The 26,414-nt window shown below is 66.7% G+C and carries 19 protein-coding genes and 1 pseudogene; 5 read left to right on the top strand and 15 right to left on the bottom strand.

Annotated features, from left to right (window positions below; genetic code table 11):
• Positions 1 to 366: 366 nt before the first annotated feature.
• Positions 367 to 2,664, bottom strand: a complete 2,298-nt coding sequence (locus tag J2S76_RS17285) for a nitric oxide reductase activation protein NorD (protein WP_307062346.1) — start codon at positions 2,662 to 2,664, stop codon at positions 367 to 369.
• The gene (locus tag J2S76_RS17280) at positions 2,661 to 3,503 is read right to left on the bottom strand and encodes a CbbQ/NirQ/NorQ/GpvN family protein (protein ID WP_307062344.1); all 843 of its coding nucleotides are present in this window, start codon (positions 3,501 to 3,503) and stop codon (positions 2,661 to 2,663) included. Before J2S76_RS17280 ends, J2S76_RS17285 begins: the two co-directional genes overlap by 4 nt.
• Before the next feature lie 219 nt (positions 3,504 to 3,722).
• Between J2S76_RS17280 and J2S76_RS17275 the strand changes: the two genes are divergently transcribed.
• On the top strand, positions 3,723 to 4,253 hold the full coding sequence (locus J2S76_RS17275) for a flavin reductase family protein (RefSeq protein ID WP_307062342.1): 531 nt from the start codon (positions 3,723 to 3,725) through the stop codon (positions 4,251 to 4,253).
• Between the two features lie 108 nt (positions 4,254 to 4,361).
• On the opposite strand, the gene J2S76_RS17270 is transcribed toward J2S76_RS17275, so the two are convergent.
• The 3 genes from J2S76_RS17270 to J2S76_RS17260 are packed head-to-tail and all read right to left on the bottom strand — an operon-like array spanning position 4,362 to position 9,261.
• Complete coding sequence (locus J2S76_RS17270; protein ID WP_307062340.1) at positions 4,362 to 5,492, bottom strand: ABC transporter permease; 1,131 nt, start codon at positions 5,490 to 5,492, stop codon at positions 4,362 to 4,364.
• 2 nt (positions 5,493 to 5,494) lie between these two features.
• A complete protein-coding gene (rbbA, locus tag J2S76_RS17265) occupies positions 5,495 to 8,215 on the bottom strand; it encodes a ribosome-associated ATPase/putative transporter RbbA (protein ID WP_307062338.1) in 2,721 nt (906 codons plus the stop codon).
• The gene (locus J2S76_RS17260; protein ID WP_307062337.1) at positions 8,212 to 9,261 is read right to left on the bottom strand and encodes an HlyD family secretion protein; all 1,050 of its coding nucleotides are present in this window, start codon (positions 9,259 to 9,261) and stop codon (positions 8,212 to 8,214) included. Before J2S76_RS17260 ends, rbbA begins: the two co-directional genes overlap by 4 nt.
• A 179-nt stretch (positions 9,262 to 9,440) precedes the next feature.
• Here J2S76_RS17260 and J2S76_RS17255 point away from each other — a divergent pair, with 179 nt between their 5' ends.
• Positions 9,441 to 10,424, top strand: coding sequence for a zinc-dependent alcohol dehydrogenase family protein (locus tag J2S76_RS17255; protein WP_307062336.1), 984 nt, complete (start codon positions 9,441 to 9,443; stop codon positions 10,422 to 10,424).
• A 54-nt stretch (positions 10,425 to 10,478) separates the two neighbouring features.
• Entirely contained in the window at positions 10,479 to 12,854 is a 2,376-nt protein-coding gene (locus tag J2S76_RS17250; protein ID WP_307062335.1) for a phosphoketolase family protein, read from the top strand.
• A gap of 127 nt (positions 12,855 to 12,981) precedes the next feature.
• Here J2S76_RS17250 and J2S76_RS17245 read toward each other — a convergent pair whose 3' ends face one another.
• The 6 genes and pseudogenes from J2S76_RS17245 to J2S76_RS17220 all read right to left on the bottom strand — a co-directional run bounded on the left by J2S76_RS17245 (position 12,982) and on the right by J2S76_RS17220 (position 18,102).
• A complete protein-coding gene (locus J2S76_RS17245; RefSeq protein ID WP_307062334.1) occupies positions 12,982 to 13,782 on the bottom strand; it encodes a DUF72 domain-containing protein in 801 nt (266 codons plus the stop codon).
• Positions 13,783 to 13,935: 153 nt separating this feature from the next.
• A complete protein-coding gene (locus J2S76_RS17240) occupies positions 13,936 to 14,646 on the bottom strand; it encodes a class I SAM-dependent methyltransferase (RefSeq protein ID WP_307062332.1) in 711 nt (236 codons plus the stop codon).
• Between the two features lie 402 nt (positions 14,647 to 15,048).
• Positions 15,049 to 15,810, bottom strand: a complete 762-nt coding sequence (locus J2S76_RS17235) for a class I SAM-dependent methyltransferase (protein WP_307062330.1) — start codon at positions 15,808 to 15,810, stop codon at positions 15,049 to 15,051.
• A gap of 244 nt (positions 15,811 to 16,054) precedes the next feature.
• Positions 16,055 to 16,368: pseudogene (locus tag J2S76_RS17230) on the bottom strand (DUF72 domain-containing protein); the annotation flags it as partial.
• A 71-nt stretch (positions 16,369 to 16,439) separates the two neighbouring features.
• Complete coding sequence (locus tag J2S76_RS17225; protein WP_307062328.1) at positions 16,440 to 17,384, bottom strand: FkbM family methyltransferase; 945 nt, start codon at positions 17,382 to 17,384, stop codon at positions 16,440 to 16,442.
• Positions 17,385 to 17,631: 247 nt separating this feature from the next.
• Positions 17,632 to 18,102, bottom strand: a complete 471-nt coding sequence (locus tag J2S76_RS17220; protein WP_307062325.1) for an Lrp/AsnC family transcriptional regulator — start codon at positions 18,100 to 18,102, stop codon at positions 17,632 to 17,634.
• Positions 18,103 to 18,230: 128 nt separating this feature from the next.
• Here J2S76_RS17220 and J2S76_RS17215 point away from each other — a divergent pair, with 128 nt between their 5' ends.
• Together J2S76_RS17215 and J2S76_RS17210 are read left to right on the top strand one after the other, a co-directional pair.
• Complete coding sequence (locus J2S76_RS17215; RefSeq protein WP_307062323.1) at positions 18,231 to 20,600, top strand: thiamine pyrophosphate-binding protein; 2,370 nt, start codon at positions 18,231 to 18,233, stop codon at positions 20,598 to 20,600.
• A gap of 89 nt (positions 20,601 to 20,689) precedes the next feature.
• Positions 20,690 to 21,706 carry an NAD-dependent epimerase/dehydratase family protein gene (locus tag J2S76_RS17210; protein WP_307062321.1) on the top strand — a complete coding sequence of 339 codons (1,017 nt, stop codon included), beginning with the start codon at positions 20,690 to 20,692 and terminating at the stop codon, positions 21,704 to 21,706.
• A gap of 121 nt (positions 21,707 to 21,827) precedes the next feature.
• Here the strand turns inward: J2S76_RS17210 and J2S76_RS17205 are convergent, their stop codons facing one another.
• The 4 genes from J2S76_RS17205 to J2S76_RS17190 are packed head-to-tail and all read right to left on the bottom strand — an operon-like array spanning position 21,828 to position 26,390.
• The gene (locus J2S76_RS17205; RefSeq protein ID WP_307062319.1) at positions 21,828 to 23,096 is read right to left on the bottom strand and encodes a glycosyltransferase family 4 protein; all 1,269 of its coding nucleotides are present in this window, start codon (positions 23,094 to 23,096) and stop codon (positions 21,828 to 21,830) included.
• A complete protein-coding gene (wecB, locus tag J2S76_RS17200) occupies positions 23,093 to 24,226 on the bottom strand; it encodes a non-hydrolyzing UDP-N-acetylglucosamine 2-epimerase (RefSeq protein ID WP_307062317.1) in 1,134 nt (377 codons plus the stop codon). The genes J2S76_RS17205 and wecB overlap by 4 nt, the downstream gene beginning before the upstream one ends.
• 14 nt (positions 24,227 to 24,240) lie before the next feature.
• On the bottom strand, positions 24,241 to 25,365 hold the full coding sequence (locus J2S76_RS17195; protein WP_307062315.1) for a polysaccharide biosynthesis C-terminal domain-containing protein: 1,125 nt from the start codon (positions 25,363 to 25,365) through the stop codon (positions 24,241 to 24,243).
• On the bottom strand, positions 25,362 to 26,390 hold the full coding sequence (locus J2S76_RS17190) for a polysaccharide biosynthesis protein (RefSeq protein ID WP_307062313.1): 1,029 nt from the start codon (positions 26,388 to 26,390) through the stop codon (positions 25,362 to 25,364). The genes J2S76_RS17195 and J2S76_RS17190 overlap by 4 nt, the downstream gene beginning before the upstream one ends.
• Between the last annotated feature and the right edge of the window lie 24 nt (positions 26,391 to 26,414).

Below are 26,414 nucleotides of genomic sequence, written 5' to 3'. Positions count from 1 at the left end.
AGAAGATGGTCGAGGACATTGTGAAGAACCTCAACCACTGACGCCTTTGCCGCGAAAGTTGCCCGGCTTTCGCGATCAGCAAGGACGTGGGGAAGAAGGGTGCGGGAGGGGCAAGCGGGGAGGCTGGACGCTTTGGCCGCATCGGCCGGATCGTCCACCTCACTGCACTCACTGGTCAGCCCTCGGCCAGCGTTGCCCAGAACGTCCTCCCGGATCACCCTCCGGGCGTCCGGGAGGACGACGCGGGGAAAATGACGTCACGGCCGGGCGTGTCCCGGCCATCCACCTCTTCGGCCCGGCATGCGCAGGCAAGCCGTGGATGCCCGGCCTAAGGCCGGGCATGACGGCGTGTGACGGCCTCACCCTTCACCGCCGCGCAAGCCGGAAATACAGCTCCGACAGCCGCTCCGGCAGATCCTCGATCCGGCGCACCGGCATGGCATTGGCCTTGCCGAAAATGGCCGGCCCGCAGCCGACCCCGGCAGGATCGAGGGTGACGCCGAAGGTGTCGATGCCCTGCGCCCGCAGTTGCAGCACCACGCGACGGGCATCCTGCACGAGGTCCTGTGCCGGCGTGTCGATGTCGGAGGGCTCGCCATCGGTGAGCACGAGGATGAGCTTGCGGAAGGCGCGCACGCTCGCGATCTCCGCCCCGGCATGGCGCAGCCCCGCCCCGAGCCGGGTCGACAGGCCGGGGGTGAGCCCGGCGAGCCGGGCCAGCGCCGCCGCATCATAGGGCGCGGCAAAACCCTTCACCTCGCACAGCCTGACATCGTCGCGGCCATTGGAGGCGAAGGCGAACAGGGCGAAAGCATCGCCCAGCGCCGCCAAGGCCTCGGCCAGCATCGCCACGGCGCACTTTTCCACATCGAGCACGCTCGCCCCGTCGGCCAGCCTTTCCCGCGTCGACTGCGACATGTCGACCAGCACCAGCACGGCAAGGTCGCGCTGCAACAGCGCGGTGGCGCGGAACACCCGCATATCCGGCATCTCGCCGGCGCGCCGGGCGATGGCGGCGTCGATGACGGCGTCGAGGTCGAGGTCGTGCCCTTCCCATTGCCGCTTCAGCCGGGCGGCACGGCCGACTTTTGAGGCTTTCACCAGCCGGGCGATGCGCTGGCGGGCGGGTGCGGCCGCCTCCAGCGCGCGAAGAAGCGGGCGCGTGTCGCCCGGTGCGGGGAGCATCGCACGCACGCTGGTCCAGTCCGCCCGCTCGATGCCGGCCAGCGCGTCCCATTCGGGATAGGTGGCGATGACGGCGCCGGTCTCACCGGCAGGCGTCGGGCGGGCGCGGCCGGCCGGCGCGTGGGAAGGCTCCGCGTCGGGCGGGCCGTCCGCGCCCTCGCGGCGATCCAAGCGGGCGGCCTCGACCATCAACTGCACCTCGTCCGACACCTCCGGGTCGATGTCGGAAAAGTCCCACAGGCCGAGCCCGTCATCGCGATAGGCCGGCTCCACCACATGGCCGCGCGCGTGGAAGCGCAGGCGCCGCTGGCCGATATCGTTGGCCAGCCGGGTGCCGATATCGAGGCTGACCGCGGGATCGTTGAGGCGCCCGCTTGCCGCAGCGAACAGTGCCTGCGCCTTGCCGACCAGCGCGTCCGGGTCGCTGTAGCCGGGATCGAACATCCCGCGCGCCAGCCGGGCCTGCAACGCGGCGAGTGTCGGCCCGTCCTCGGGCGTCGCGACATGATACGGCGCCCACAGCCGGCGCAGGCCGGGATAGCGCCCCATCGCCAGCGCCTCGATGCGCGCATCCTCGATCAGCCCGGCCAGCGCGATCTGTACCGGCCGGAATTTGCGCACCGGAAAGCGCGGATTGCCAAAGTGGAGATGCGCCCCCGCATGCAGCGCGGCGGCGAGATAGAGCCGGCGCGCCGCTTCCCCTTCCACGCCGGGAAAGACCTCCGGCAGGCGAAGCACCGGGCCGGCGATGTTGACGCGGCGGGGCGTCTCCGGGTCGGCGGGCGGCAGCGGCTGGAGTTGCGGCGCCGTGCCCCACAGGGCGGCGAGCACCCGGCGCAGCTCGGGCTCCAGCTCGGCAAAGCCCGGCCCGGCGCCGATGCGCGCCAGAAGGGCCAGCGCCAGTTTGTCCTCCAGCGCAAAAAAGGCGCGCCGGCGGGCCCCGTCGCGCCCCGCCGCCTTCAGCCCGGCGGCGACAAAGCCCTCGAAATCAGCCACATGGCCCGGCAGCACCAGACGGTGCGCCCGCGCCGCCACTAGCTCCACGCAATCCGGCGCGGCCTGCGCCAGGGCGAGCAGCGCCCGCCACCACAGGGCGCGCTCGCCCTCCCCGGCAAGGCGCGGGGCGATCGCGACAAAGCCGTCGAGCGCGGCACGGGTGGCCCGCCCGCCGGCCTCGCGGCACAGCGTGGCGGCGGCCAGCCCCGTCTCGCCGAGCGCCGCCGGGGAGAGCTGGGCGGAGAGCTCCACGCTGGCGCGCCAGAAGGCGAGCAGCGCGCCAGGGCCGGCATTCACCTCGACCAGCGCCAGCGCGCCCTGCGCCCAAGGCTCAAGTGAAGCCGCGCCATGGCGCCGCGCCAGCTGCTGCCGCGTCTGCGCGAAGCCGGCGGCAAGGGTCTCGCGCGCCGCCATCAACCCGGCGAGGCGGGCGAGGGCGGGGGCGTCTCGAACCGGCGCCGCGCGGTGGATGAGCGCCGTCATGGCAGGCAGGCGGCAATGGCCGCACCAAGAGCCCGGCGCATTTCGGCATCGTCGGTGATCGGCAGCACGATGGCCGCCTGCACCGCCGCCGCCAGCGAGACGCCGCCCGCCGCCAGCCGGCCGGCATGGATGAGCATGCGGGTGGAAGCGCCCTCATCCAGCCCCTGCCCGCGCAGGTTTCGCGAGCACGTGGCAATGGCGACCAGGATGCTGGCGAGCGCGGCATCGGCCCCCGCCTCGCGCATCACGATCTCGGCCTCCAGTTCCGGGGCGGGATAGTCGAAGGCGATGGCGATGAAGCGCTGCTTGGTGGATTCCTTCAGGTCCTTCACCGCGCTCTGGTAGCCGGGGTTGTAGGAGATGACGAGCTGGAAATCGGCATGGGCGGCGACCTGCTCGTTGCGCTTTTCCAGCGGCAGCAGGCGCCGCGCATCGGTGAGCGGATGGATGACGACGGTGGTGTCCTGCCGGGCCTCGACGATCTCGTCGAGATAGCAGAGCGCGCCATGGCGCACCGCCTGGGTCAGCGGGCCATCCTGCCACACCGTGCCTTCCGGGGTGAGCAGGAAGCGGCCGGCGAGATCGGCGGCGGTCATGTCCTCATGCGCCGCCACCGTAATCAGCGGGCGCCCCAGCCGCCACGCCATGTGCTCGACAAAGCGGGTCTTGCCGCAGCCGGTCGGGCCCTTCAGCATCACCGGCAGGCGGTGGCGCCACGCCGCCTCGAACACGGCGATCTCGTCGCCCACCGGCCGGTAATAGGGCTCGGCCGCGAGGCGATAGGCGGCAAGGTCGGGGGCGCGGGCGGTGAAGGCGCTGGGGGAAAGGGCGCTCGGCATGGGGGACTCCGCGAGAAGGGTGCGGCCGTCTCCCCACGCAGGAATCGACGGCCCGCAAAAGGGGCTGCCGGCAATCCCTGCCGCATCGCGGGCAACGTCCTTGTCGCCGCGATGCGCCATTAAAATTCCAATCGCTGCGGCGCACAAGAGGGGGATTGCGGACTGCGGCCCCGGGCCGGCGCGTTATCCTGCGAACAGCTGCCCTCGGAGCACCCGGCCATGCAGACGCTTGCCCTCGATCAGGTCTACCGGCTCATCGAGCCCGGCCCCGTCGTGCTGCTCACCACGTCATGGCAGGGACGGGCGAATGTGATGACCATGTCCTGGCACATGATGGTGGAGTTCACCCCGCCGCTCATCGCCTGCGTGGTCAGCGAGAACGATTTCAGCTTCCGGGCGCTGAAGGCGAGCGGGGAATGCGTCATCGCCATTCCCACCGTGGAGCTGGCGGAAAAGGTCGTGGCGGTCGGCAATTGCTCGGGCCGCGACGGCGACAAATTCGCCCGCACCGGCCTCACCCCGCTGCCGGCCGCTGAGGTCGCCGCGCCGCTGGTGAAGGAGTGCTTCGCCAATCTCGAATGCCGCGTGGTCGATACGACGCTGCGGGAGCGCTATAATGTCCTCGTGCTGGAAGTGGTGAAGGCGTGGACCGACCCCGCGCAGAAGGCGCCGAGGACGCTGCACCATCGCGGCTTTGGCCATTTCGTCCTTGATGGCGAGGCGATCAACCTGCCCTCAAAGATGCCCTAGAGCATTTTCGAGCGAAGTGGGTTCCGGTTCGCGTGAAGAAAATGTGTAAAAACAAAAACCTAGAGCACATCAGGTGATCCGGCTTTCAGCGGACGTGCTCTAGGCCCCCTACCCCGCGCTTTGCAGCGCCTTGCGGAAGCGCAGCGCAGCCAGCGCGAAGAAGGCGGCGCCGATGGCGGCGAGCGCCAGCAGGTCCGGCCAGATCACCGACAGCCCGGCGCCGCGATAGAGCACCGCCTGGGCGAGGGCGACAAAATGGGTGGAAGGGGAAAGCTGCATCACGTTCTGCAGCCAGACCGGCATGCTCTCCATCGGCGTGGTGGAGCCCGAGAGCAGGTTCATGACGATGAGCGCCGGCATGACGATGAGGCCGAACTGCGCCATCGAGGTCGACACCGTGGCCACCAGGATGCCGAGCGCCGTCACCGAGAACTGGTAGACCAGCATGGAGGCGACGAACAGCGTCACCGAGCCCTGCACCGGCACGCCGAGCAGCCACTCGACCACGATCAGCAGCGACAGCGTCGCCGCTACCACGATGACCAGCCCATTGGCCCAGATTTTCGCCAGCATGATCTCGATCGGCGTCACCGGCATAACAAGCAGATGCTCGATCGTGCCGTGCTCGCGCTCGCGGATCAGCGCCGCGCCGGAGAGGATGACGGCGAGCATGGTGACATTGTTGATCACCTGCATGACCGCGGTGAACCAGGCCGAGGTGAGGTTGGCGTTGAATTTCGGGCGGATGACGACGTTGACCGGCGAGGTGGCGCTTCCGCCCATCGCCGCCGCCACTTCCTGCACGAGGATGTTCTGGATATAGGCGGCGCCATTGCCGGCCTGCGACATGGCTGTCGCGTCGATGTCGAGCTGGAGAGTGGGCTGGCGGCCGGCGATCAGGTCGTGCTCGAATTTCGGCGGGATGCTGAGCACGAAGACATAGCGCCCCGCATCCATCGCCGCATCGATCTCGCGCGCGCTGATCGGCACCGGGGCCTTGAAGAAGGGTTGCAGCAGCGCGTCGCCCAGCCGGCGCGACAGCGCGCTCTGGTCCTCGTCCACCACCGCCACCGCCGCGTTCTCGACCTCGAACTTGGCACCCACGGACACGGTGTAGACCGCGACGGTGAAGGTGTAGAGGATCAGCCCCGCCAGCACGGGGTCGGCCTTCAGGCTGTAGAGTTCCTTGATGCCGAGGCGCCAGATGCGGGCCAGGCGGGCGAGCAATCCGTCCAGCATGCTCAGGCCCCCTGCTTGCGCAGCGCCAGCATGGCGCCGGCGATGAACACCAGCGCCAGCGCGAACACCATGGCGATATCAGGCCAGAGCGAGGCAAGGCCCAGCCCCTTGGTGAAGGCGCCGACGCTCACCTGCTGGTACCAGGCCGAGGGGAAGGCCAGCCCCATCAGCCGCGCCCCGCCGGAAAGCGAGGACACCGGGGTGAGCAGGCCGGAAAAATTCACCGCCGGGATGATGGCGATGATGGCGGTGGCGAAGATCGCCGCCACCTGGCTCTTCACGAAGCTCGACACCAGCAGCCCGAAGGCGGTGGTGGCGAACACATAGACCAGCGAGCCGAAGGCCAGCGTGGCGAAGGAGCCCTTCACCGGCACCTCAAACACCAGCCGCGCCGCGACCACCATGGTGAGGAAGCTGACAAAGGCGATGGCGACATAGGGCAATTGCTTGCCGACGAGGAATTCCAGCTTTGTGACAGGCGTCGACTGGAAATTGGTGATCGAGCCGGTCTCCTTCTCCTTCACCACGCCGAGCGCCGACATGATGGCGGGAATCAGCACCAGCATCAGCATGATGACGTTCGGCACCATGGCGTTCACGCTCTTGAACGCCTGATTGAAGCGGTAGCGCGGCTCAAGGGTGAAAGGGGCCGAAGGGCTCGCCGTGCCGGTGGTCCGCTCCTGCGCATCCGCAAGGTAACTCTGGGCGATGCCCTGCACATAGCCGCGCGTGGTCTCGGCGCGGAACGGCATCGAGCCGTCGAGCCAGACGCCGATTTCCGGCTGGCGGTCGCGCAAGAGGTCGCGGCCGAAACCGGGCGGGATCTCGATGGCGAGCTTGAGCTCGCCGCTCTTCAGCCTTGTGTCCAGCTCCTCGATGGAGGCGATCGGCGCGTGGGTCTCGAAATAGCGCGAGCCCTCGAAGCTCTCCAGCACCTGCCGGCTCTGGGCGCTGCGGTCCTGGTCGAACGCGGCATAGGGCAGGTTCTCGACATCGAAGGAAATGCCATAGCCGAAGGTGAAGAGCAGCAGCATCGGCCCGATGAGCGCGAAGGCGAGGCGGGCGGGGTCGCGCACGATCTCCAGCGCCTCGCGCCTAGTATAGGCCCAGAGCCGGCCGGCATCGAAGCGCCTGACCGGCGCGAGGGCGGTGGGGCGCTCTTTCAGCTCGGCGCGCCCCTCCTCCCGGCCCATGCCGGCCTCCTCCAGCACGGCGATGAACACCTCTTCCAACGTGTCCATGCCGCGCTCGCGCTTCAGCGCCTCCGGCGTGCCGATGGCCAGCACCTTGCCGGCATGCATCAGCGAGATGCGGTCGCAGCGCTCGGCCTCGTTCATGAAATGGGTGGAGAGGAAGATCGTCACCCCGTCCTGGCGCGACAGTTCGATCAGCGTGCGCCAGAAGCCGTCGCGCGCCACCGGGTCGACGCCGGAGGTCGGCTCGTCGAGGATGAGGATTTCCGGCTTGTGGATCACCGCCACCGCCAGCTGGAGCCGCTGGCGGATGCCGAGCGGCAGCGCCTCGGGCCGCATCTCGGCGACCCCGGCGAGATCGAAGCGGGCCTCCATTTCGGCAACGCGCGCGGCGACGTCGGGTATCTCGAAAAGCTGCGCGTGCAGGACAAGGTTCTGCCGCACGGTGAGTTCGGCATAGAGCGAGAAGGCCTGCGACATGTAGCCGACGCGCTTGCGGGTGGCCATGTCGTCGCCGTCGAGCTTCGCCCCGAACAGCTTCGCCTCGCCCTCGCTCGCCGGCAAGAGCCCGGTGAGCATCTTCATCGTCGTCGACTTGCCCGAGCCGTTGGAGCCGAGAAAGCCGAAGATCTCGCCGCGCTCGATGCGGAAATTCACATGGTCGACGGCGACGAAATCGCCGAAGCGGCGGGTGAGGCCGGTCGCCTCGATCGCTGGGGCGCCGTCATGAGTGACGCGGGGAAGCTCCGGCAGCGGCTCCGCCCGCCCGCGCTCGGCCTCGGGCAACAGGGCGACGAAGGCGCGCTCCAGCGTCGCTTCGCCCGCCTGCGCGCGGATCTCGGCCGGGGTGCCGGTGGCAAGGACTTTTCCGGCATTCATCGCCGCCAGCCAGTCGAAGCGCTCGGCCTCCTCCATATAGGCGGTGGCGACAATGACGCTCATCGAGGGGCGGCGCTCGCGCAGCCGCGCCATCAGCTCCCAGAACTGCCGGCGCGAAAGCGGGTCGATGCCGGTGGTCGGCTCGTCGAGAATGACGAGATCGGGGTCGTGGATCAGCGCGGCGCAGATGCCGAGCTTCTGCTTCATGCCGCCGGAGAGTTTTCCCGCCGGGCGGGCGGCGAAGGGCAGCAGCCCCGTCGCCGCCAGGAGTTCATCGATGCGCTCGGCCCGTTCCGCCGCCCCCTGCCCGAACAGCCGGCCGAAGAAATCGAGATTTTCCGCGATGGATAGCGTCGGGTAGAGATTGCGCCCCAACCCCTGCGGCATATAGGCGATGCGCCCGCCGGCCTGCCGGCGCCACTGCCGGTCCGCCATGTCGCCGCCCAGCGCCTGCACCGTGCCGGACTGCAGCCGAGTGACGCCGGCGGCGAGCGCGAGCAGGGTCGACTTGCCCACCCCGTCCGGCCCGATCAGCCCCGCCATGCAGCCGGCGGGCACGGCGAGATCGACGCCATCCAGCGCCAGCGTCTTGCCATAGCGGTGGGTGACGCCGGACAGCGCGAGGACGGGTTGCATCGGCGCCCCGCTCATTGCGGCAGCTTGACGCCGAGCATGTCCGGCCAGGGCGTGGCCGTATCGGTGCGGACATAGGCGAGGCCGCGCACGCCGGCCTTCACCCGGTCCTCATATTGGCGCAGCAGTTCCGGGGCGATGCGCAGCTTGACGCGGAACATCAGCTTCTCGCGCTCGTCCGCCGTCTCCACCGATTTCGGCGTGAACTGCGCGCCGGTGGCGACGAAGCTGACTTTGGCCGGCACCACGTAATCGGGCGCCGGATCGAGGATGATACGCGCCTCGTCGCCCATGGCGAGGCGGCCGGCGACGCGCGCCGGCACGAACACGGTCATGTAGACGTCGGAAAGGTCCAGCAGGGTGAGGATCGGCGCGCCGGCCGCCACCACCTCGCCGGCCTGCACCAGCTTATATTCGACCCGCCCGCGCCGGGGCGCACGCAGCGTGGAATCGTCGATCAGCGATTGTACCCGCGCCACATCAGCCCGCGCCGCATCGGTGGAGGCCTCCGCCTCGTCGAGCCCGGCCTGCGCGGCCTTGAGCGCGGCCTGGGCGACATTGAGCTGGCTCTGGCGCAGATCAAGCGACTGGATGGTGCCGAAGCCGCTCTCCTTCAGCTTGGCGGCGCGTTCATGTTCCTGCTCGGCCAGCGTGCGCTCGCTCTCGCGCTGGGCGATGGCGGCCTGCGCCTCGGCCACCGCCTTCTCCGCCCGGCGCACCTGCGCCTGCGCCCCGGCGAGCTGGGCTTCCAGCTCGGACGTGTCCATGCGGGCGACCACCTGCCCGGTTTCCACCGTCTGGCCCTCCTCGGCCAGCACCGCCAGCACCCGGCCGGCGAGCTTGGCGGCGACCAGCACCTGCTCGGCCTCGATCCGCCCATTGGTGGAAACGATGCCGGCCGGCAGGCCGCTGCCGGTGAGCTTGCCGATCAGCGCCTGCAGCCGCGCGGTGAGACCGGCGGGCGGGTTGCCGGCCGCGTTCTCCTGCGCGCCGGCCGGGAGTGCCAGACCGACTGAGAGGGCGAGAGCGAGAAAGAATGCATGGGACCGTCGCTGACCTGCCATCGTGCCTCCGTAGGATTGCACTCGACCACTGGGAGCCTGGCGCGCGCCCCATCCGCCAAGCTTTCCGTGAACAGATGTGCATGAGTAGACCTCATTTGCACCCACGTCTTGACCGCGATCAACGAAGGGACGGCCATGAGCCTGTTGGATGCCGCCTCCATCACCCGCGAGGTTCGTCGATGAAGGCCATGGTCCTGCGCGCCTATGGGGAGGCTTTGCGTCTTGAAGAGCGCCCCCTGCCCGTGCCGGGGCCCGGCGAGATCAGGGTGCGGGTGGAGGCCTGCGCCGTCTGCCGCACCGATCTGCACGTCGTCGACGGCGAATTGCCGCCCGGCCCGCTGCCGATCATCCCCGGCCATGAGATCGTCGGCCGTGTCGAGGCGCACGGGCCGGGCGTCGACGCCCCGCCTGTCGGCGCCCGCGTCGGCGTGCCGTGGCTCGGCCACACCTGCGGCCACTGTCCCTATTGCGCGAGCCAGCGCGAGAATTTGTGCGACGACCCCGCCTTCACCGGCTACAGCCGCGATGGCGGCTTCGCCAGCCATGTGGTCGCCGACGCCGCCTTCTGCTTCCCGCTCGACGGCTTTGACGACCCGGTGGCGGCCGCGCCGCTGATGTGCGCCGGTCTCATCGGCTGGCGCACCTTGAAGATGGCGGGCGAGGCGCAGCGGATTGGCCTTTACGGCTTCGGCGCCGCCGCCCATCTCATCGCCCAGCTCTGCCGCTGGCAGGGGCGCGAGGTCTACGCCTTCACCCGCGCCGGCGACACCGGCGCCCAGCAACTGGCCCTCTCGCTCGGCGCGCGCTGGGCGGGCGGGTCCGGCGAGGCGCCGCCCGAGCCGCTCGACGCCGCCCTGATCTTCGCCCCGGTCGGCGCGCTGGTGCCTCTGGCCCTGCGCGCGGTGCGCAAGGGCGGCCGCGTGGTGTGCGGCGGCATCCATATGAGCGACATCCCGCAATTTCCCTATTCCCTCCTGTGGGAGGAGCGGCAGCTCATGTCGGTGGCCAACCTCACCCGCGAGGATGCGCGGGAATTCCTCGCCCTCGCCCCGCGCGCGGGCATCAACGCCACCACCACGACCTATCCCCTCGAAGACGCCAATGCGGCGCTGGCCGACCTGCGGGCCGGGCGCTTCCAGGGCGCGGCGGTGCTGGTGCCCTAAACCGCCCCGCGCCCTATCTCATCTCTCAGCAACGGTTCTGGAAAGGACATCGCAATGGCGACCCAACCGGCGACGGACACGCTCAGCCCTGCTCTTGTCGATCGCATGAACGCCTGGTGGCGCGCGGCAAACTACCTCTCGGTCGGGCAGATCTATCTGCTTGCCAACCCGCTGCTGCGCGAGAAGCTGACCCTCGAGCATGTGAAGCCGCGCCTGCTCGGCCATTGGGGCACGACGCCGGGGCTGAACTTCCTCTATGTCCACCTCAACCGCGTCATTCGCGACACCGGCGCCGACGTGCTGTTCATGGCCGGCCCCGGCCATGGCGCGCCCGGCGTGGTGGCCTCGACCTATCTTGAGGGCACCTATAGCGAGCTGTACCCGGACATCTCGCGCGACGAGGGCGGCCTGTGCCGGCTTTTTCGCCAGTTCTCCTTTCCCGGCGGCATTCCCAGCCATGCCGCGCCGGAGACCCCCGGCTCGATCCATGAGGGCGGCGAGCTCGGCTATTCGCTCAGCCACGCCTATGGCGCGGTGCTGGACAACCCGGAACTGATCGTCGCCTGCGTGGTCGGCGACGGCGAAGCGGAGACCGGCCCGCTCGCCACCTCCTGGCACGGCAACAAATTCCTCAACCCCGCCAGCGACGGCGCGGTGCTGCCGATCCTGCACCTCAACGGCTACAAGATCGCCAACCCCACCATTCTCGCCCGCATCCCGCATGAGGAACTGGCGGCGCTGATGCAGGGCTATGGCTACGACCCGATCTTCGTCGAGGGCGAAGACCCCGAGCCGATGCACCAGGCGATGGCGGCCGCGTTCGACGAGGCCTTCGGCAAGATCCGGGCGATCCAGGAGGCGGCGCGCACCCGCGGCGCCACCGACCGTCCGCGCTGGCCGATGATCGTGCTGCGCTCCCCCAAGGGCTGGACCGGCCCGAAGACAGTCGACGGCAAGAAGGCGGAAGGCTTCTGGCGCTCTCACCAGGTGCCGTTCTCCGACATGTCGAAGCCCGAGCACCTCGTGCTGCTCGAAGACTGGATTAAGAGCTACCGGCCGGAAGAACTGTTCGACGAGGCGGGACGCCTCAAGCCCGAGATCGCCTCGCTCGCCCCGGAAGGGGTGAAGCGCATGAGCGCCAACCCGCACGCCAATGGCGGGGCGCTGCGCCGCCCGCTGCGGCTGCCTGATTTCACCAACTACGCGGTGGAAGTCGCCCGGCCCGGCGATCGCGAGCTGGAATCGACCTATGTGATGGGTTGCTTCCTGCGCGATGTGATGAAGGAAAACGAGGCCTCGAAGAATTTCCGCGTCTTCGGCCCCGACGAGACCGCCTCAAACCGGCTGCAGGCGCTGTTCGAGGTGACCAACCGCGCCTGGGAGGCGGAAACGCTCTCCTATGACGACCACCTCGCCCGCGATGGGCGGGTGATGGAGATGCTGTCCGAGCATATGTGCCAGGGCTGGCTGGAGGGCTATCTCCTCACCGGCCGCCACGGGCTGTTCTCCTGCTACGAGGCGTTCATCCACATCATCGATTCGATGTTCAACCAGCACGCCAAATGGCTGAAATCGTCGAAGGAGGTGGAATGGCGCCGCCCGATCGCCTCGCTGAACTATCTGCTCACCTCGCATGTCTGGCGGCAGGACCATAATGGCTTCAGCCACCAGGACCCCGGCTTCATCGACCATGTGGTGAACAAGAAGGCGGAGATCGTGCGCGTCTACCTGCCGCCGGATGCCAACACGCTGCTCTATGTCACCGACCACTGCCTGCGCTCATGGAACCGGGTGAACGTGATCGTCGCCGGCAAGCAGCCCGCGCCGCAATGGCTCGACATGGACAGCGCGATCAAGCACTGCGCCACGGGCATCGGCATGTGGGAATGGGCCTCGACCGACGCCGGTAGCGACCCCGACGTGGTGCTGGCCTGCGCCGGCGACGTGCCGACGCTGGAGACGCTGGCCGCCGCCGAATTGCTGCGCGGCTATTTCCCCGAGCTGAAGGTGCGGGTCGTCAACGTGGTCGACCTGATGACACTGCAGCCGAAATCCGAGCACCCGCACGGGCTGTCCGACGCGGAATTCGACGCGCTGTTCACCACCGACAAGCCGGTCATCTTCGCCTATCACGGCTATCCCTGGCTGATCCACCGCCTCGCCTATCGCCGCACCAACCACGACAACATGCATGTGCGCGGCTATGTCGAGGAAGGCTCCACCACCACGCCGTTCGACATGGTGGTGCGCAACCGGCTCGACCGCTTCCATCTCGTCGCCGATGTGCTGGATCGGGTGCCGCAGCTGAAGACCAACACCCATGTGCGGCAGGCGATCCGCGACAAGCTGACCGAGCACGCCCGCTACATCCGCGCGCACGGCCTCGACATGCCGGAAATCCGCGACTGGGTGTGGGCGGGGGGCAAGTAAGCCGCGGCGCCCCTCCTGCCAAGTGTCGTCATCCCGGCCAAGCGCAGCGAGAGCCGGGAGCGCACTCCAACCCGCACGCGATCCCGGATCGGCCTTCGGCCATCCGGGATGACGCTTTGAGTGGCGCTCACACCCGCGCGATGAGCGCCATGGCGGCGGCGGGGTTGCGCGGCTTGAAGCCCGAGATGACGAACAGGAACACCTCGCGCGGCGCGACGTCCGCGGGCGGGGTGAGCAGCGCCGGCTGGAGAGCGGGCGGCGTCCCGCCCTTCGCCCACGCCTTCGCCGCGCCGGCCCAGCCGTCGAGCGTCTCAGGGGAATAGCCCAGCGCCTCGTCCTCCCTCGTTCCCATGATGCGGGCATAGACGAAGGGGGCGGTGACATCGGCGATCACGGGAAAATCGCTGTCGCCGGCATGGACGATGGCGACGCCATAGTCCCGGGCCAGCGCGACGAAATCCGGCGTCTTGAAGCTCTCATGCCGCACCTCCACCGCGTGGCGGATGTCATGACCGTCGACGCGCTTGGGCAGCAGCTTGAGGAAGCCTTCGAAATCGTCCGGATCGAATTTCTTGGTGGGCATGAACTGCCAGTTCACCGGGCCGAGCTTTTCCTTCAGCTCGGTGACGCCGCTGGTGAAGAAGCGTTCGATGGACTCACCCGCGTCGCTGAGCACGCGGCGATTGGTGGTGAAGCGGGGGCCCTTCAGCGCGAAGACGAAGTCTTCCGGCGTCTCGGCCCGCCATCTGGCGAAGCTTTCGGGCTTCTGCGAGCCGTAATAGGTGCCGTTGATCTCGATGGCGGTGAGCTTCGAGCCGGCATACTCCAGCTCGCGCTTCTGGGTCAGCCCTTCAGGGTAGAACACGCCGCGCCAGGGCTCGAAGGTCCAGCCACCGACGCCGATGCGGATGGGTGCGGGATGGGGCATGGGACCTCGCGCGCGGTTTGGGGGGAGGAGCGCTGCTCAATAAAGGCGCCTTTGCCCGTGACAGGCAACAGCACATGAGCGCCTAGCGACGTTGGCACCGTGTCGCATACGGCGCGGAGAGCGATGGGTCGACCCCGGCGCGAGACGAAGGCCCTATCGGCCGCGCCCTCGTCGCTCGAAGCGGTAGGCGACGTAGCCCTCGAGACCGCTCTCGCGCTGCAGTTCGGGGACGTCCCACATGGGTATTTGACGCGTGCACTCAAATCCTCGCGCTTTGAAGAGCGCCTTGAGGTCGTGCGGGTATTGGCGACTGGACGCGTGGCCTCTCTTGGGTTCGATGCAGAGGATGTGGCTGGTTATCCTCGCCATGTTGTCGAACACCAGCTGAGATTGCGGGTGAATGTGCTCCAGCACCGCCATGGTGAAGACGAGATCGAATTCGCCATCTCCGAAGGTGGGTAGAACATCTTCCGCCGCGCCAATACGAATATCGCTGTGCTTCAGCTGCGGGTAATTCTCGCGCAGCAAGCCGACCGCATGGCGGCTGATCTCAATGCCGCGCACGTCACGATAGCCGGCATCATGAAGAAAAGCGAGGTTTCTCCCGATATTGCAGCCAATTTCGAGTATCTTCGCCGTCTTTGGAACATCGGAAATAAGAGCAAGGAGAGCTCGGCTGCGTTCGACAGGCCTGAGATAGTCCTCCGGCACGTTTCCCTCTGGTGCACGTGTCTGCCAGAACTCGTGCAGCGCCGTGCGATCCATGATGAGACGGCGGGAAAGCGGCGTTCTTGTCGCGGCCCAGATATAGGCTTTTTGCGCGAGCGGCCCGATGATAGGAAGGTTTTTCACGAATTGCTTCATTACAGCGTTTCCCGTTGGTGGCCTGTCGCTGTCGGCGATCACGGATTGACGGAACGTTATGATGAACTTGCACGGTTTTACCCATCCGCCAAGCAGGCTTTTATCAGCGAGACGGTCCAGGAAACTGGGATGGAGCTGCTGATAGGAGCGTCACCGGCCTGGGGCGTTGGTTTCCGACGGAAATACCGGGTGAAGATCCGTTATAGCGACCGACAACCGCCTCCCGCTCAACGCGGACCGTGCCGACGACATCGCCATCGTGAGGGAGCTGAGCGCAAAATCCTGTGGCGGGTGACGTGGACGATCCACAACGCCAACCATTTCCGGCGCAAGAGGCGCCCTCGTTGGTGATCAGGCTTCATCGCTGTTGGCGCCCGCGTGCCAGCAGCGATGAAGCCCAGCTTACGCTTCGCGCAGCCAGGGCAGGGCCTCCTCCCACGTGACGATGGGAAGGCGCGGGTGATTTTCATAGAAATAGGGGAAGGTCGAACCACTCAGCGTTGAACTCAGATCGGCCAGCGCGGTGCCCGGTGTTTCCACACGAACGACGCCGACACCGTAATCGATCTTGACGATCCTCCAGTCGAGGCCCTGTGTCTGCAGCAGCTCGAAAGCCACCTTCCAGCCCTGGCCCACCCAAGGGTGACCGATCGGCAGCAAATCATCGTGCTGCTCCATCGCGCTGCGCGGCAGCATGTCGTGAAGGGCGATCCACCCGCCCGGATTGATCACCTTGAGTGCATTCACGAGATCACGCCGCACCTGATCGTAGGTATGCAAACCGTCGATGAAGATCAGATCGAACTTACGTGTGTTGCTGGCGAAGAACTCGTCCGATGTCGCGCGCACGGTTCCACCTTGCACCGGGTCCACCCCGATCTTCAGCGGAATCGGCATCGAATCGAAAAGGTTGTTTTGGAAACATCCGATTTCGAGATAGGCGCCATCAAATTTTCGGGCGGCAAGCACATTAAGGAGCGCGATCCGGTTGTAGTTGATCGCCGACCAGTCCCAGTCAATTCTCCAGCCCTGCCCCTGCCTCTCATACTCGCGCTCGATTCTCCGATACTCGCGCGTGAGAAGCTCCTTTTGATAGAGCTTATTTGCGAGCCGAAATACCCTCGATACGTAGCCGCTATTTTCTTTATCTGCAGGACGCGACATAAAGACCTCCGACAAATGAAACGGTCAGAAACAATCTGCCATATTTTACAATCTGACAAATGAATCGACTTAACACACGATTAATTTGCCTATATCCTTCAATAGGGAAGCATCCTTTCGATGTCGCCTTATTTGGAAAGTCTATCGCCATGCCTGCCCATGGGCCACCACCATGGAACCACCATCACGTCGTGCAGGGAGAGCGGCGTTCCCAATGCCTGAAGGAGCCTGCGGACAATATCCTGTATTCGCTGATCTTCAAGGCGCTCTCGGCCAGCACCCGGCGATTGGTGGTGAAGTGCGGGCCCTTCAGCGTCAAGACGATGCCTTCCCGCGTTTCGGCCCGCCATTTGGCACAACTCTCTGGCTTCTGCGAGCCGTGATAGGTGCCGTTAATCTCGATGGGGTGAGCTTAAAATCGGCATATTCCAGTTCGCGCTTCTGGGTCAGGCCTTCAGGGCAGAACACGCCGCGCCAGGGCTCGAAGGTCCAGCCGCCGGCGCCGACGCGGATGGGCGCGAGATGGGCATTGGTGTCTCGCTGGAGCCCAAGCCGGATCTTTCGCCCGGCTGCGCGGGAAAAGGAACATCCTGCCGCGCCATTGTCGATCTTCCGCAGCGAAGAATCCTCTAGCGGACGGGTATCAAAGCATCACCTGGAACGGCGTACCAGATGCCTTCCGCGCGGCCCCGGAAGGTCTCGACCTTCATCAGAACCGACAGGTCCATGCCCGCTGGCACAGCCATGAAATTCCGGCAGTCAAGATTATTCTCGACCATCATCTCATTGATCATGTAGACTTCATATTCCAGCGGCTGTAGCAATTGCATTATAGGTGCGATGTCTTCCAGACAAATATGCTGCTCGAACAGAATGACCGGCCGGGATGCTGCGATGATATCTCGTGCGCCAGCCAGCACCTTCCACTCGAAACCTTCGACATCGACATGCAACAGGCCGATGTTCCCCCACTGCGCAGTACCCACGATCTCGTCCAGTGTGGTGGTCACGAGCGCGAAATCGCGCCCCTCACCTTTCTCGTTGAAACTCGCCATGGCCAGGCTGCCTTCATAGGACAGCCTCACGCCCGGGACATCCGAACAGACGCACTCGGACCAGCGGATATTGCCGATGGCATTGGCCACGGCCAGTGAAGTGCCGAACTGAATGTTGCCGGGATCGGGATCGATGGCATACACGACCGCGTCACCTCGCAGGAACGTAGCCCAGACCAACGTGTTGTCGGCCAGCCAACTACCGATGTCGATGATGGACCGGCGTGGATCGAGAAGGCCCTCCCGATACATGGTGTAGATCAGCCGTCGAAGGAGCACCTCGGCCTCGGGGCGCCCGTGAAACTGATGACAGCGCGAAACAAGCTGGCGACCGCGCGCCGTGAGCACGTCACGACCTGATGCCTGAGGAAGCCGGACCGCCACATCGCCTTCATGCACGAAGACCGTGGTGAACCGGGCGGCCTTCAGTTGGCGGATGCCCGACAGGAAGCGGAAGGGTCGCACCACGAAGGTCCGCAATCTTCTGAAAGCGGCCGAAACGAACCCGCCTAGCCCCATGGACCGTACTTTCCTGACGACATCAATTTTCGACTTCACAGATCACCACGCCTCATCGCCGTCCGCCGACACTGCCCTGCCTTGGCAACGCTGCCAGATGAGGCAGATTAATCAAAGAGGCAACGCTAATATTGCGGCGCTGGAGGCGCCGGAGATCCGATCCTCCCGCAGGTGGTACTCTCTAGCGCCATGACTTCCGCACGGGCGAAAAATAGCTTCAGCACAGCCACAATTGGATACCCTTGCTCTACTCCACCGGCAACCCCTGCGCGTGCTTTACTTGGCTCAGCGCGAAGCTCGATTCGATTGAGGCGACGCCCTCCAGCCGGGTGAGGGTGCGCTTGAGGAATGCCTCATAGGCCGGCAGGTCCTTGACCACGATGCGCAAGAGATAATCCCGCTGGCCGGTCATCAGATAGCACTCGACGATTTCCGGCCAGCGGGCAATGGCGCGGGCGAAACGGTCGAGCTCGTCCTCGCGCTGGCGCTCCAGCTTGATCGAGGCGAAGACGCTGACCGGCAGGCCAGCCTTGTCCTGGTCCACCACCGCGACATAGCGCTTGATGACGCCGGCGGCTTCGAGGTTGCGTACCCGCCGGGCGCAGGGCGAGGGCGACAGCCCCACCGCCTCCGCCAGCTTTTCCATCGTCATATGCGCGTCCTGCTGGAGATGAGCGAGGATCTTGCGGTCGATGATATCGATTTTAGCTTCTGGCATGAATCACCACGCAGCGGGCCTAAAAAGGCGATTTGAGCCACGATAGGCCGCCCTAGCGACCCTGAATAGCTCCAAACACCTGCGCTACGTGCCTAGGCTTTCCAATGGATGAGCCCGGAGTGCCGACCATGGCCAGCAGCGCCGAACATAGTGTCGACGACATCGCGATCCTCGAAGAGCTGGAGCGCAAGATCCTCTGGCTGGCGACGTGGACGATCCACAACGCTAATCATGTGCGCCCCAATGCGGACGGGCTGAAGGTGGGCGGCCATCAGGCCTCCTCGGCCTCCATGGCTACCATCATGACCGCGCTTTATCTCAAGGCGCTGCGGCCGCAGGACCGAGTGGCGGTGAAGCCGCATGCGAGCCCGATCTTCCACGCCATCCAGTATCTCTCCGGAAGGCAGACGCGCGAGAAGCTGGAGAACTTCCGCGCCTATAAGGGCGCTCAGTCCTATCCCTCCCGCACCAAGGACATTGACGACGTCGATTTCTCCACCGGCTCGGTGGGGCTCGGCGTGGCGCAGACGCTGTTCGCCTCGCTGGTGCAGGACTATCTCGCCGCCAAGGGGGTGGGACAGGGCGTTGAGGGCAAGATGATCGCGCTCGTCGGCGATGCCGAAATGGACGAGGGCAACATCTTCGAGGCGCTGCTGGAGGGCTGGAAGCACGGCCTGCGCAACACCTGGTGGATCGTCGACTACAACAGGCAGAGCCTCGACGCCGTGGTGCGCGAAGGCCTGTGGGAGCGGTTCGAATCCATTTTCCGCAGCTTCGGCTGGGATGTCGTCATCCTGAAATACGGGCAGTTGCAGCAGGCGGCATTCGAAGAGCCGGGCGGGCAGGCACTCAAGCGCTGGATCGACACCTGCCCGAACCCGCTGTACTCCGCGCTGACCTTCCAGGGCGGCAAAGCCTGGCGCAAGCGGCTGATGGACGATATCGGCGACCAAGGCGACGTCACCGTGCTGATCGAGCGGCGGAGCGACGACGAGCTGGCGGCGCTGATGGGCAATCTCGGCGGGCACGACCTGCCCTCGCTGGTGGAGGCTTTCGAGGCGGCGCGCACGCATGACCGGCCGGTCTGCTTCATCGCCTACACCATCAAGGGCTTCGGCCTGCCGCTGGCCGGCCACAAGGACAACCATGCCGGGCTGATGACGCCGACGCAGGTGGAAGCGCTGCGCGCGCGCCACAAGGTGCGCGAGGGGCATGAATGGGACCTGTTCGAGGGACTGGCGACGCCGCCCGCGACGCTGCAGGCCTTTCTCGACGCGGTGCCATTCCGCGCCGGGGGCACGCGCCGCCACCAGCCGCCAAAGATCGACGTGCCGGCAACGCTCGACGTGCCGCTGCAACCCGCCATGTCGACCCAGCAGGGCTTCGGCCTGCTGCTGAACGAGATAGGCAAGCGCGACGATTTGTTCGCCCGCCGCGTCGTCACAACCTCGCCCGATGTCACCGTCTCCACCAATCTCGGCGCCTGGGTGAATCGGCGCAAGCTGTTCGCCCGCGAGGAACTGGCCGACACCTTCAAGAAGGAGCGGATTCCCTCGACATATAATTGGGAATTCGCCCCCAGCGGCCAGCATATGGAACTCGGCATTGCCGAGATGAACCTGTTCACCATGCTCTCCGCGCTCGGCCTGTCGCATTCGCTGTTCGGGGAGCGGCTGCTGCCCATCGGCACCCTGTACGATCCCTTCATCGAGCGCGGTCTCGATGCGCTGAACTATGCCTGCTACCAGGATGCCCGCTTCATCATCGCCGCCACGCCTTCCGGGGTGACGCTGGCGCCGGAGGGCGGGGCGCACCAGTCGATCGCCACGCCATTGATCGGCATGGCGCAGGACGGGCTGGCGAGTTTCGAGCCGGCCTTTGTCGATGAACTCGCGGTCATTCTGCGCTTCGCCTTTGAACATGTGCAGGCGGAGGATGGCGGCTCGGTCTATTTACGCCTGTCCACCCGCACCATCGAGCAGCCGCGCCGCAGCATGGACGCGGCGCTGGCCGGCGATATCGTCAAGGGCGGCTACTGGCTGCGCCGGCCGGGGCCGAACGCGCAGGTGGTGATCGCCTATTCCGGCGCGCTGGCGCCGGAAGCGATCGAGGCGGTGGGGCTGATCGCCGAAGACCGGCGCGATGTCGGCCTGCTCGCCGTCACCTCGGCCGACCGTCTCCACGGCGGCTGGACGCAGGCGCAGCGCGCCCGCGAGGCCGGCGATGCCGGCGCCCGCGCCCATGTCGAGACCCTGCTCGACGCCGTGCCGCCGGGCTGCGCGATCATCTCTGCGGTGGACGGCCACCCGGCGACGCTGGGCTGGCTCGGTTCCGTGCATGGCCACCGCGCCCGGGCGCTGGGCGTCGAACATTTCGGCCAGACCGGCACCATTGCCGACCTCTACCGCCATTTCGGCATCGACGCGCAGGGCATCGTGCGGGCGGCGCAGGCAATGGCGCCCGGCCGGCCGATCCGGCACCTGCGCGCGGTGGGGTGAGGCAGCCGGCCAACCCGCTTCCCAACCCAGCCGGCGCGGCGTAGAGCCTTGGAGAGGCACGCGCCGCAGCGCGGCAGCGGGAGAACAGCGTGGCGCGGCGCATCTTCATAACGGGCACGGCCGGCTTCATCGGCTTCCATCTCGCGCGCCTGCTGCTGGCGCAAGGCTGCCGCGTGCACGGCTATGACGGCATGACGGACTATTACGATGTCCGCCTGAAGCAGCGCCGCCACGCCATGCTGGCGCAGAACGAAGCCTTCGCCACCACCGAGGCGATGCTGGAGGATTCCGACACGCTCGCGCGCACGGTAGAGGATTTCCAGCCCGACGTGATCGTCCATCTCGCCGCGCAGGCGGGCGTGCGCTACAGCCTGGAAAATCCCCGCGCCTATATCGACGCCAACCTCATCGGCACCTTCAACGTGATGGAATGCGCGCGGGCGGTGCCGGTGCAGCATCTGCTCATGGCCTCGACCTCCTCGGTCTATGGCGCCAATGAGGAGATGCCGTTCCGCGAGACCGACAAGGCAGACACGCCGCTCACCATCTATGCCGCCACCAAAAAGGCGACCGAGGCGATGGGCCATTCCTACGCCCATATCTATGGCCTGCCGACCACACTGTTCCGCTTCTTCACCGTCTATGGCCCGTGGGGCCGGCCGGATATGGCGCTTTTCAAGTTCACCCGCGGCATTCTCCAGGGAACACCGATCGACATCTACAACCATGGCGACATGTGGCGGGACTTCACCTATGTCGACGATCTGGTGCGCGGCATTCGCCTGCTGATCGACACGGTGCCGCCGCTGCCCGGCGCGCGCGGCGAGGCGATCGCCGGCGACAGCCTCAGCCCGGCCGCGCCGTTCCGCGTGGTGAATATTGGCAATTCCGACAAGGTGCGCCTTAACGAGTTTGTCGACGCCATCGAGGCCGAAATCGGCCGCCCCGCGATCCGCAACTATCTGCCGATGCAGACCGGTGACGTGCCCGCCACATGGGCCGATGCCAGCCTCCTGCACACGCTCACCGGCTTCCGCCCGAACACGCCAATCCGCGAGGGCGTGGCGCGTTTTGTGGCGTGGTATCGTGACTATTACCGCGTGTGACGCCGGACCGCAGTGAAGAAGGCAGGGGCCGCGACCGACACCGCCCGCCCCGCCGTCCTCGGGCCTGCCACTGGCGGCGGGCGCCGCGCTGTGCTGGCTACGGCGCATGAATCGCCACAGGCTACGCGGCCGTGCGCCGTGCGGCGATGGCCGCCCGCAGGACCTCGGCAAAGGCGCGCGTTCCCTTCTCGAACGCCAGTTCCCTCTCATAGAAGGCGCGGCTGCGAGCCCCCATCCGCGCGCGCTCGGCCGGATCGAGGGCGGCGAGTTCCAGCACCGCCGCCGCCAGCGCCGCGGAATCCTCCGGCGGCACGGCGAGGCCGCCACCGGACGCGCGGATCAGCTCCGCCCCGTCTCCGGCCACGGCCATGAGGATCGGCCGCCCGGCGGCGAGATAGGCCTGCGTCTTTGACGGCACCGTGATTGCGAAGAGCGGATCGTCCTTGAGATGAACCAGCAGCACATCCGCCGCCGCCAGCCACGGGCCGACCTCCGCCTTCGACACGCGCGGGAAGAACCGCACATTTCCCAGGCCGCGCGCGGCTGCCGCCTGCTTCAGCCGCTCCGCCTCAAGTCCCGCCCCGAGGAAGCAGAACTCGATATGGGGATGGGCCGGGCCCAGCTGCGCGGCGGCATCGAGCACGGTGTCCAGCGCCTGCGCGATCCCCATATTTCCCGCGAACAGCACACGAAACCGACCCGGCTCGGCGAAGGCGGCCGGCGGCGCGAGCGCGCCCTTGACGAGATTGGTCTCGTCGCCCCAATTGTGGATCAGCCTTATACGGTCGGGCGCGACGCCGCGCTCGATCAGCAGCCGGCGAAACCCCGCCGATTGCGCGATGACCCGGTCCATCCGCCGCCAGGTCCAGCGGCAGACTCGGCCGATCAGCGCGAGGAGCCTCTCGCTGTTGATCATTCCCGTCGCGCGCAGCGTGTCCGGCCACATGTCCTGCACATCGACCACGACCGGGATGCGGCGGAAAAACCCTGCCACGACGGCGGCGACCCCAACCGTTATCGGCGGATGATAGGCCAGAATGACATCGGTGCGGCGGGCGAAGAAGGTGAGGTAGACAAGGGCCGAGGCGAAGAAGCTGAGAAAATTGAGGCTGCGGCCGATGCGGCTGCTGCCGTGGCTGGGATAGAGCGCCAGCCGCGTGAGCCGCACATTGCCGACCTGCCGGCGGACCATTGGCCGGATTCTGTAGCCCTCATAGACCTTGCCGCCGGGATAGTTCGGAAAGCCTGTCACCACCTCGACCTCGAAGCCGAGATCATGCAGCCGCTCGGCGAAGGCCAGACCCTTGTTCGGGTTCGGCTCCGGGTCGAACCACTGGGCGACGAACAGCAGACGCGGCCGGCGCGCCTGTGAGGACGGGACAGCGCTCACGCCAAATCATTCCCGCGAATGCCGTCCCAGGCATTGGACAGCGGTGCCGTCCCCAGGAGCAGGCTGACCACGCGCTCGGAGGTGTTGGTCACCTGGTAATCTTCCGGCACTGGGTACGGCAGGCCCCTCGCCTCGCGCTCGGCGAAGAGGCGGGTAGCGAGGTCGACGCCGCGCAGCACGGCGGCGCTGGCGAGGCCCGTCATGATGATCGACCCGGTGTCCAGCGCCTCCGGCCGCTCGATCGCGTCGCGCGGCGTCACGGCGGGGAAGCCGAGCAGCGAAGCCTCCTCGGCAATGGTGCCGCTGTCGGAAATAGCGCAGAAGGCGTTCATCTGCAGCCGATTATAGTCATGGAAGCCGAAGGGCTTCATGAACTGCACCCGCCCATCGGCCTCGACGCCCAGCACCTCCAGCCGCTTGCGGGTGCGCGGATGGGTGGAGACGATGACCGGCTTGTCGTAGCGCCTCGCCAGTTCGGACAGCGTGTCGACGAGTTCGCCCAGACGGTCAGCGCGGTCGACATTCTCCTCGCGGTGCAGCGAGACGATGAAATAGCCGCGCGGAGCGAGGCCGAGCCGCTCCAGCACGTCCGAGGCCTCAATGCGGGGCCGGTAATGCTCCAGCACCTCGCGCATGGGCGAGCCGGTGAGATAGATGCGCCGATGCGGCAGCCCCTCGGCCAGCAGGTGCCGGCGGGCATGCTCGGTATAGACGAGGTTGAAATCGGCGATGTGGTCGACCAGCTTGCGGTTGGTCTCCTCCGGCACGTTACGGTCGAAGGAACGGTTGCCGGCTTCCATGTGGTAGACGGAGATCTTCATCCGCCGCGCCATGATCGCGGAAATCGCCGAATTGGTGTCGCCGAGAATGAGCACCGCGTCCGGACGCTCGGCGGCGAGCACCTTCTCGCTCTCGATCAGGATCTTGCCTAGCGTCTCACCCAGCGAGCCGCCGCCCGTGCCGAGGAAATGGTCCGGCCGGCGCACGTCGAGATCCTCGAAGAATACCTCGTTCAGCTCATAGTCGTAATTCTGGCCGGTATGGACGACGCGATGCTCGCAGAACGCGTCGAGCCGCGCCATCACACGTGAGAGGCGGATGATTTCGGGCCGGGTCCCGAGTATCGTCATGACCTTCAGCATCGTCACCCCAGAACTGGATCGGCATAAGTGTCGGGCGCGGCGGGATCGAACACCGCCTGCGTCCAGAAAAGGGTCAGCAGCGGCTTGCTGCCGACATTCTCGATGCTGTGGGTGTGGAGGGTCGGCATGTCGATCGCCGCCGGAGCGGCGCCGTCCACACGAAATTCCCACACCGGCCCGCCGAACACCCGGCGGATGCGGATGATGGCCTCGCCGTCCAGCACGAGGAAGCGCTCGACCTTGTTAAGGTGGAAATGATTGCCACGGGTCACGCCCGGCTCAGTCCAGCTGAGAAAAGTCTGCCCACCGCCGCCCCCCTTCACCGCCTCGAACAACACGCCGCGCGCATCCGCGTTCAGCGTCAGCGGCCGGGGAAAGCCGTCGGGGTAGAGCGCGGCGCGGTAGGTATTGAACAAAGCGAGGTCGAACGGGTCCGACAGGTCGGGGAAAATGTTCGCGGCATAGGCGATATGGAGGCCCTGCAGCCGCGCGAGCAGATCGGCAACGTTCATCGGCCGGGGCGCGGGGCGCAACGTGCCCGTCACCCCGCCGAGGGCGGCGCCGATCGCGTCTTCGGCGGCGGTGCCGGCGTGCAGCAGTTGCACCTGGCCTTCGGGATTGACATTCGGGGCCTCGCCGCGCGCCACTTGGTGAATGAAGGTCGCGCTGACGTTGTTGTAGAAGGGCCGCGCGCCCTCACCGAAGATGTGGGGCAGCACCAGATTGGTGAAGCGCGGAGTGGCGGCTTCCAGTCGTTCGGCAGCCCGGTGCTTCGAGCGGCCATAAGGCGAATCCGTGCCGGCATGCGTCGAGTTGGCGTAGACGATGTGGGGCGAGACTCCCGCCTCGCGGCAGCCCGCCGCGAGGCGCTCGGCAATCTCCAAATTGCCGCGCTCCACCGCTTCATCCGTGCCGCGATTGACACCGGCGAAGTGCAGCACCGCGTCAGCTCCATCCAGCGCTTGGCCGAGAGTGTGCGGATCGAGGAAGGCGGCCCGGTCGAGCACCACCATATCGATGGGCCGCGCCTCGCCACGGAACGCCGCGGCGCAATTGCGCGCGTGCAGGCGCACCGCGCAGTGCCAGCCGAGCAGCCCACCGGCACCGGTGATGACGAGGCGCGTCACGCCACGGGCCTCCATGCCTCGAGCTCGGCGACGACCTCCGGCAGGGTCAGCAGCAGCGCCTTGACGCCGGCAACATCCAGCCGCTCGGTATTGTGCGAGTGGTAGTCGTTCTGTTCGGTCGTCTCCACGTCGCCTTCGGAGAAATAGGCGCGGTAGTTCAGATCGCGCTCATCCATGCTGACACGGAAATAGTCGCCCATATCCTCGCTCTTGGTGAGTTCCTGCGCGCTGACCAGCGTCTCGAACAGCTTCTCGCCGTGGCGCCAGCCGATGACCTCGACCGGATGGTCCGGACGGCCGAACAGGTCCTTTAGCGCGGCGACCAGATCGGCGATGGTGGAGGCTGGTGCCTTGCGCACGAACAGGTCGCCCTGCCGGGCGTTCTCAAAGGCATGACGCACCAGCGCCACCGAATCGCGCAGCGGCATGAGAAAGCGCGTCATGGTCGGCTCGGTGATGGTGATCGGCGCCCCGGCCTTGATCTGCCGGATGAACAGCGGAATGACCGAGCCGCGCGAGGCCATCACATTGCCGTAGCGCACCAGCGACACCGTGGTCGGCGCCTCGGGACCGATGGAGCGGGCCATGGCCAGGGCGAGCTTCTCCATCATCGCCTTGGAGATGCCCATGGCGTTGACCGGAAACACCGCCTTGTCGGTGGAGAGGCAGACGACGGAGCGCACACCGGCCGCCACCGCCGCGCGCACGACATTCTCCGAGCCGAGGATGTTGGTCCGCACCGCTTCCAGCGGGAAGAACTCGCAAGACGGCACCTGCTTCAACGCTGCCGCATGGAAGACCCGGGTCACGCCCGCCATGGCGCGGTCGACGCTGTCGCGGTCGCGCACGTCACCGACATAAAAGCGCACATTGGCGCTGCGCAAGCTGTTGCGCAGCATGTCCTGCTTTTCCTCGTCCCGACTGAAGATGCGGATTTCCGGACACCCGCGCTGCAACAGGTCGTGCAACATTGTCCGGCCGAAGGAGCCGGTCCCGCCGGTGATCAGAACACGGTCATGCTGCATGCAATTCCCCTTGGTCCAGCTTGC

Source organism: Ancylobacter vacuolatus (assembly GCF_030813595.1).
GTDB classification, from domain to species: domain Bacteria; phylum Pseudomonadota; class Alphaproteobacteria; order Rhizobiales; family Xanthobacteraceae; genus Ancylobacter; species Ancylobacter vacuolatus.
This window is presented reverse-complemented; position numbering and strand designations above follow the sequence as displayed.

What these genes read in the sequence shown, in the direction of transcription:
- J2S76_RS17250 (WP_307062335.1), top strand. Translation starts at nt 10,479, where the DNA reads ATGGCGACCCAACCGGCGACGGACACGCTCAGCCCTGCTCTTGTCGAT.
- J2S76_RS17270 (WP_307062340.1), bottom strand. Translation starts at nt 5,492, where the DNA reads ATGCTGGACGGATTGCTCGCCCGCCTGGCCCGCATCTGGCGCCTCGGC.
- J2S76_RS17245 (WP_307062334.1), bottom strand. Translation starts at nt 13,782, where the DNA reads ATGCCCCATCCCGCACCCATCCGCATCGGCGTCGGTGGCTGGACCTTC.
- J2S76_RS17255 (WP_307062336.1), top strand. Translation starts at nt 9,441, where the DNA reads ATGAAGGCCATGGTCCTGCGCGCCTATGGGGAGGCTTTGCGTCTTGAA.
- J2S76_RS17215 (WP_307062323.1), top strand. Translation starts at nt 18,231, where the DNA reads ATGGCCAGCAGCGCCGAACATAGTGTCGACGACATCGCGATCCTCGAA.
- J2S76_RS17240 (WP_307062332.1), bottom strand. Translation starts at nt 14,646, where the DNA reads ATGAAGCAATTCGTGAAAAACCTTCCTATCATCGGGCCGCTCGCGCAA.
- J2S76_RS17220 (WP_307062325.1), bottom strand. Translation starts at nt 18,102, where the DNA reads ATGCCAGAAGCTAAAATCGATATCATCGACCGCAAGATCCTCGCTCAT.
- J2S76_RS17225 (WP_307062328.1), bottom strand. Translation starts at nt 17,384, where the DNA reads ATGGGGCTAGGCGGGTTCGTTTCGGCCGCTTTCAGAAGATTGCGGACC.
- J2S76_RS17235 (WP_307062330.1), bottom strand. Translation starts at nt 15,810, where the DNA reads ATGTCGCGTCCTGCAGATAAAGAAAATAGCGGCTACGTATCGAGGGTA.
- rbbA (WP_307062338.1), bottom strand. Translation starts at nt 8,215, where the DNA reads ATGAGCGGGGCGCCGATGCAACCCGTCCTCGCGCTGTCCGGCGTCACC.
- J2S76_RS17275 (WP_307062342.1), top strand. Translation starts at nt 3,723, where the DNA reads ATGCAGACGCTTGCCCTCGATCAGGTCTACCGGCTCATCGAGCCCGGC.
- J2S76_RS17260 (WP_307062337.1), bottom strand. Translation starts at nt 9,261, where the DNA reads ATGGCAGGTCAGCGACGGTCCCATGCATTCTTTCTCGCTCTCGCCCTC.
- J2S76_RS17285 (WP_307062346.1), bottom strand. Translation starts at nt 2,664, where the DNA reads ATGACGGCGCTCATCCACCGCGCGGCGCCGGTTCGAGACGCCCCCGCC.
- J2S76_RS17190 (WP_307062313.1), bottom strand. Translation starts at nt 26,390, where the DNA reads ATGCAGCATGACCGTGTTCTGATCACCGGCGGGACCGGCTCCTTCGGC.
- wecB (WP_307062317.1), bottom strand. Translation starts at nt 24,226, where the DNA reads ATGACGATACTCGGGACCCGGCCCGAAATCATCCGCCTCTCACGTGTG.
- J2S76_RS17280 (WP_307062344.1), bottom strand. Translation starts at nt 3,503, where the DNA reads ATGCCGAGCGCCCTTTCCCCCAGCGCCTTCACCGCCCGCGCCCCCGAC.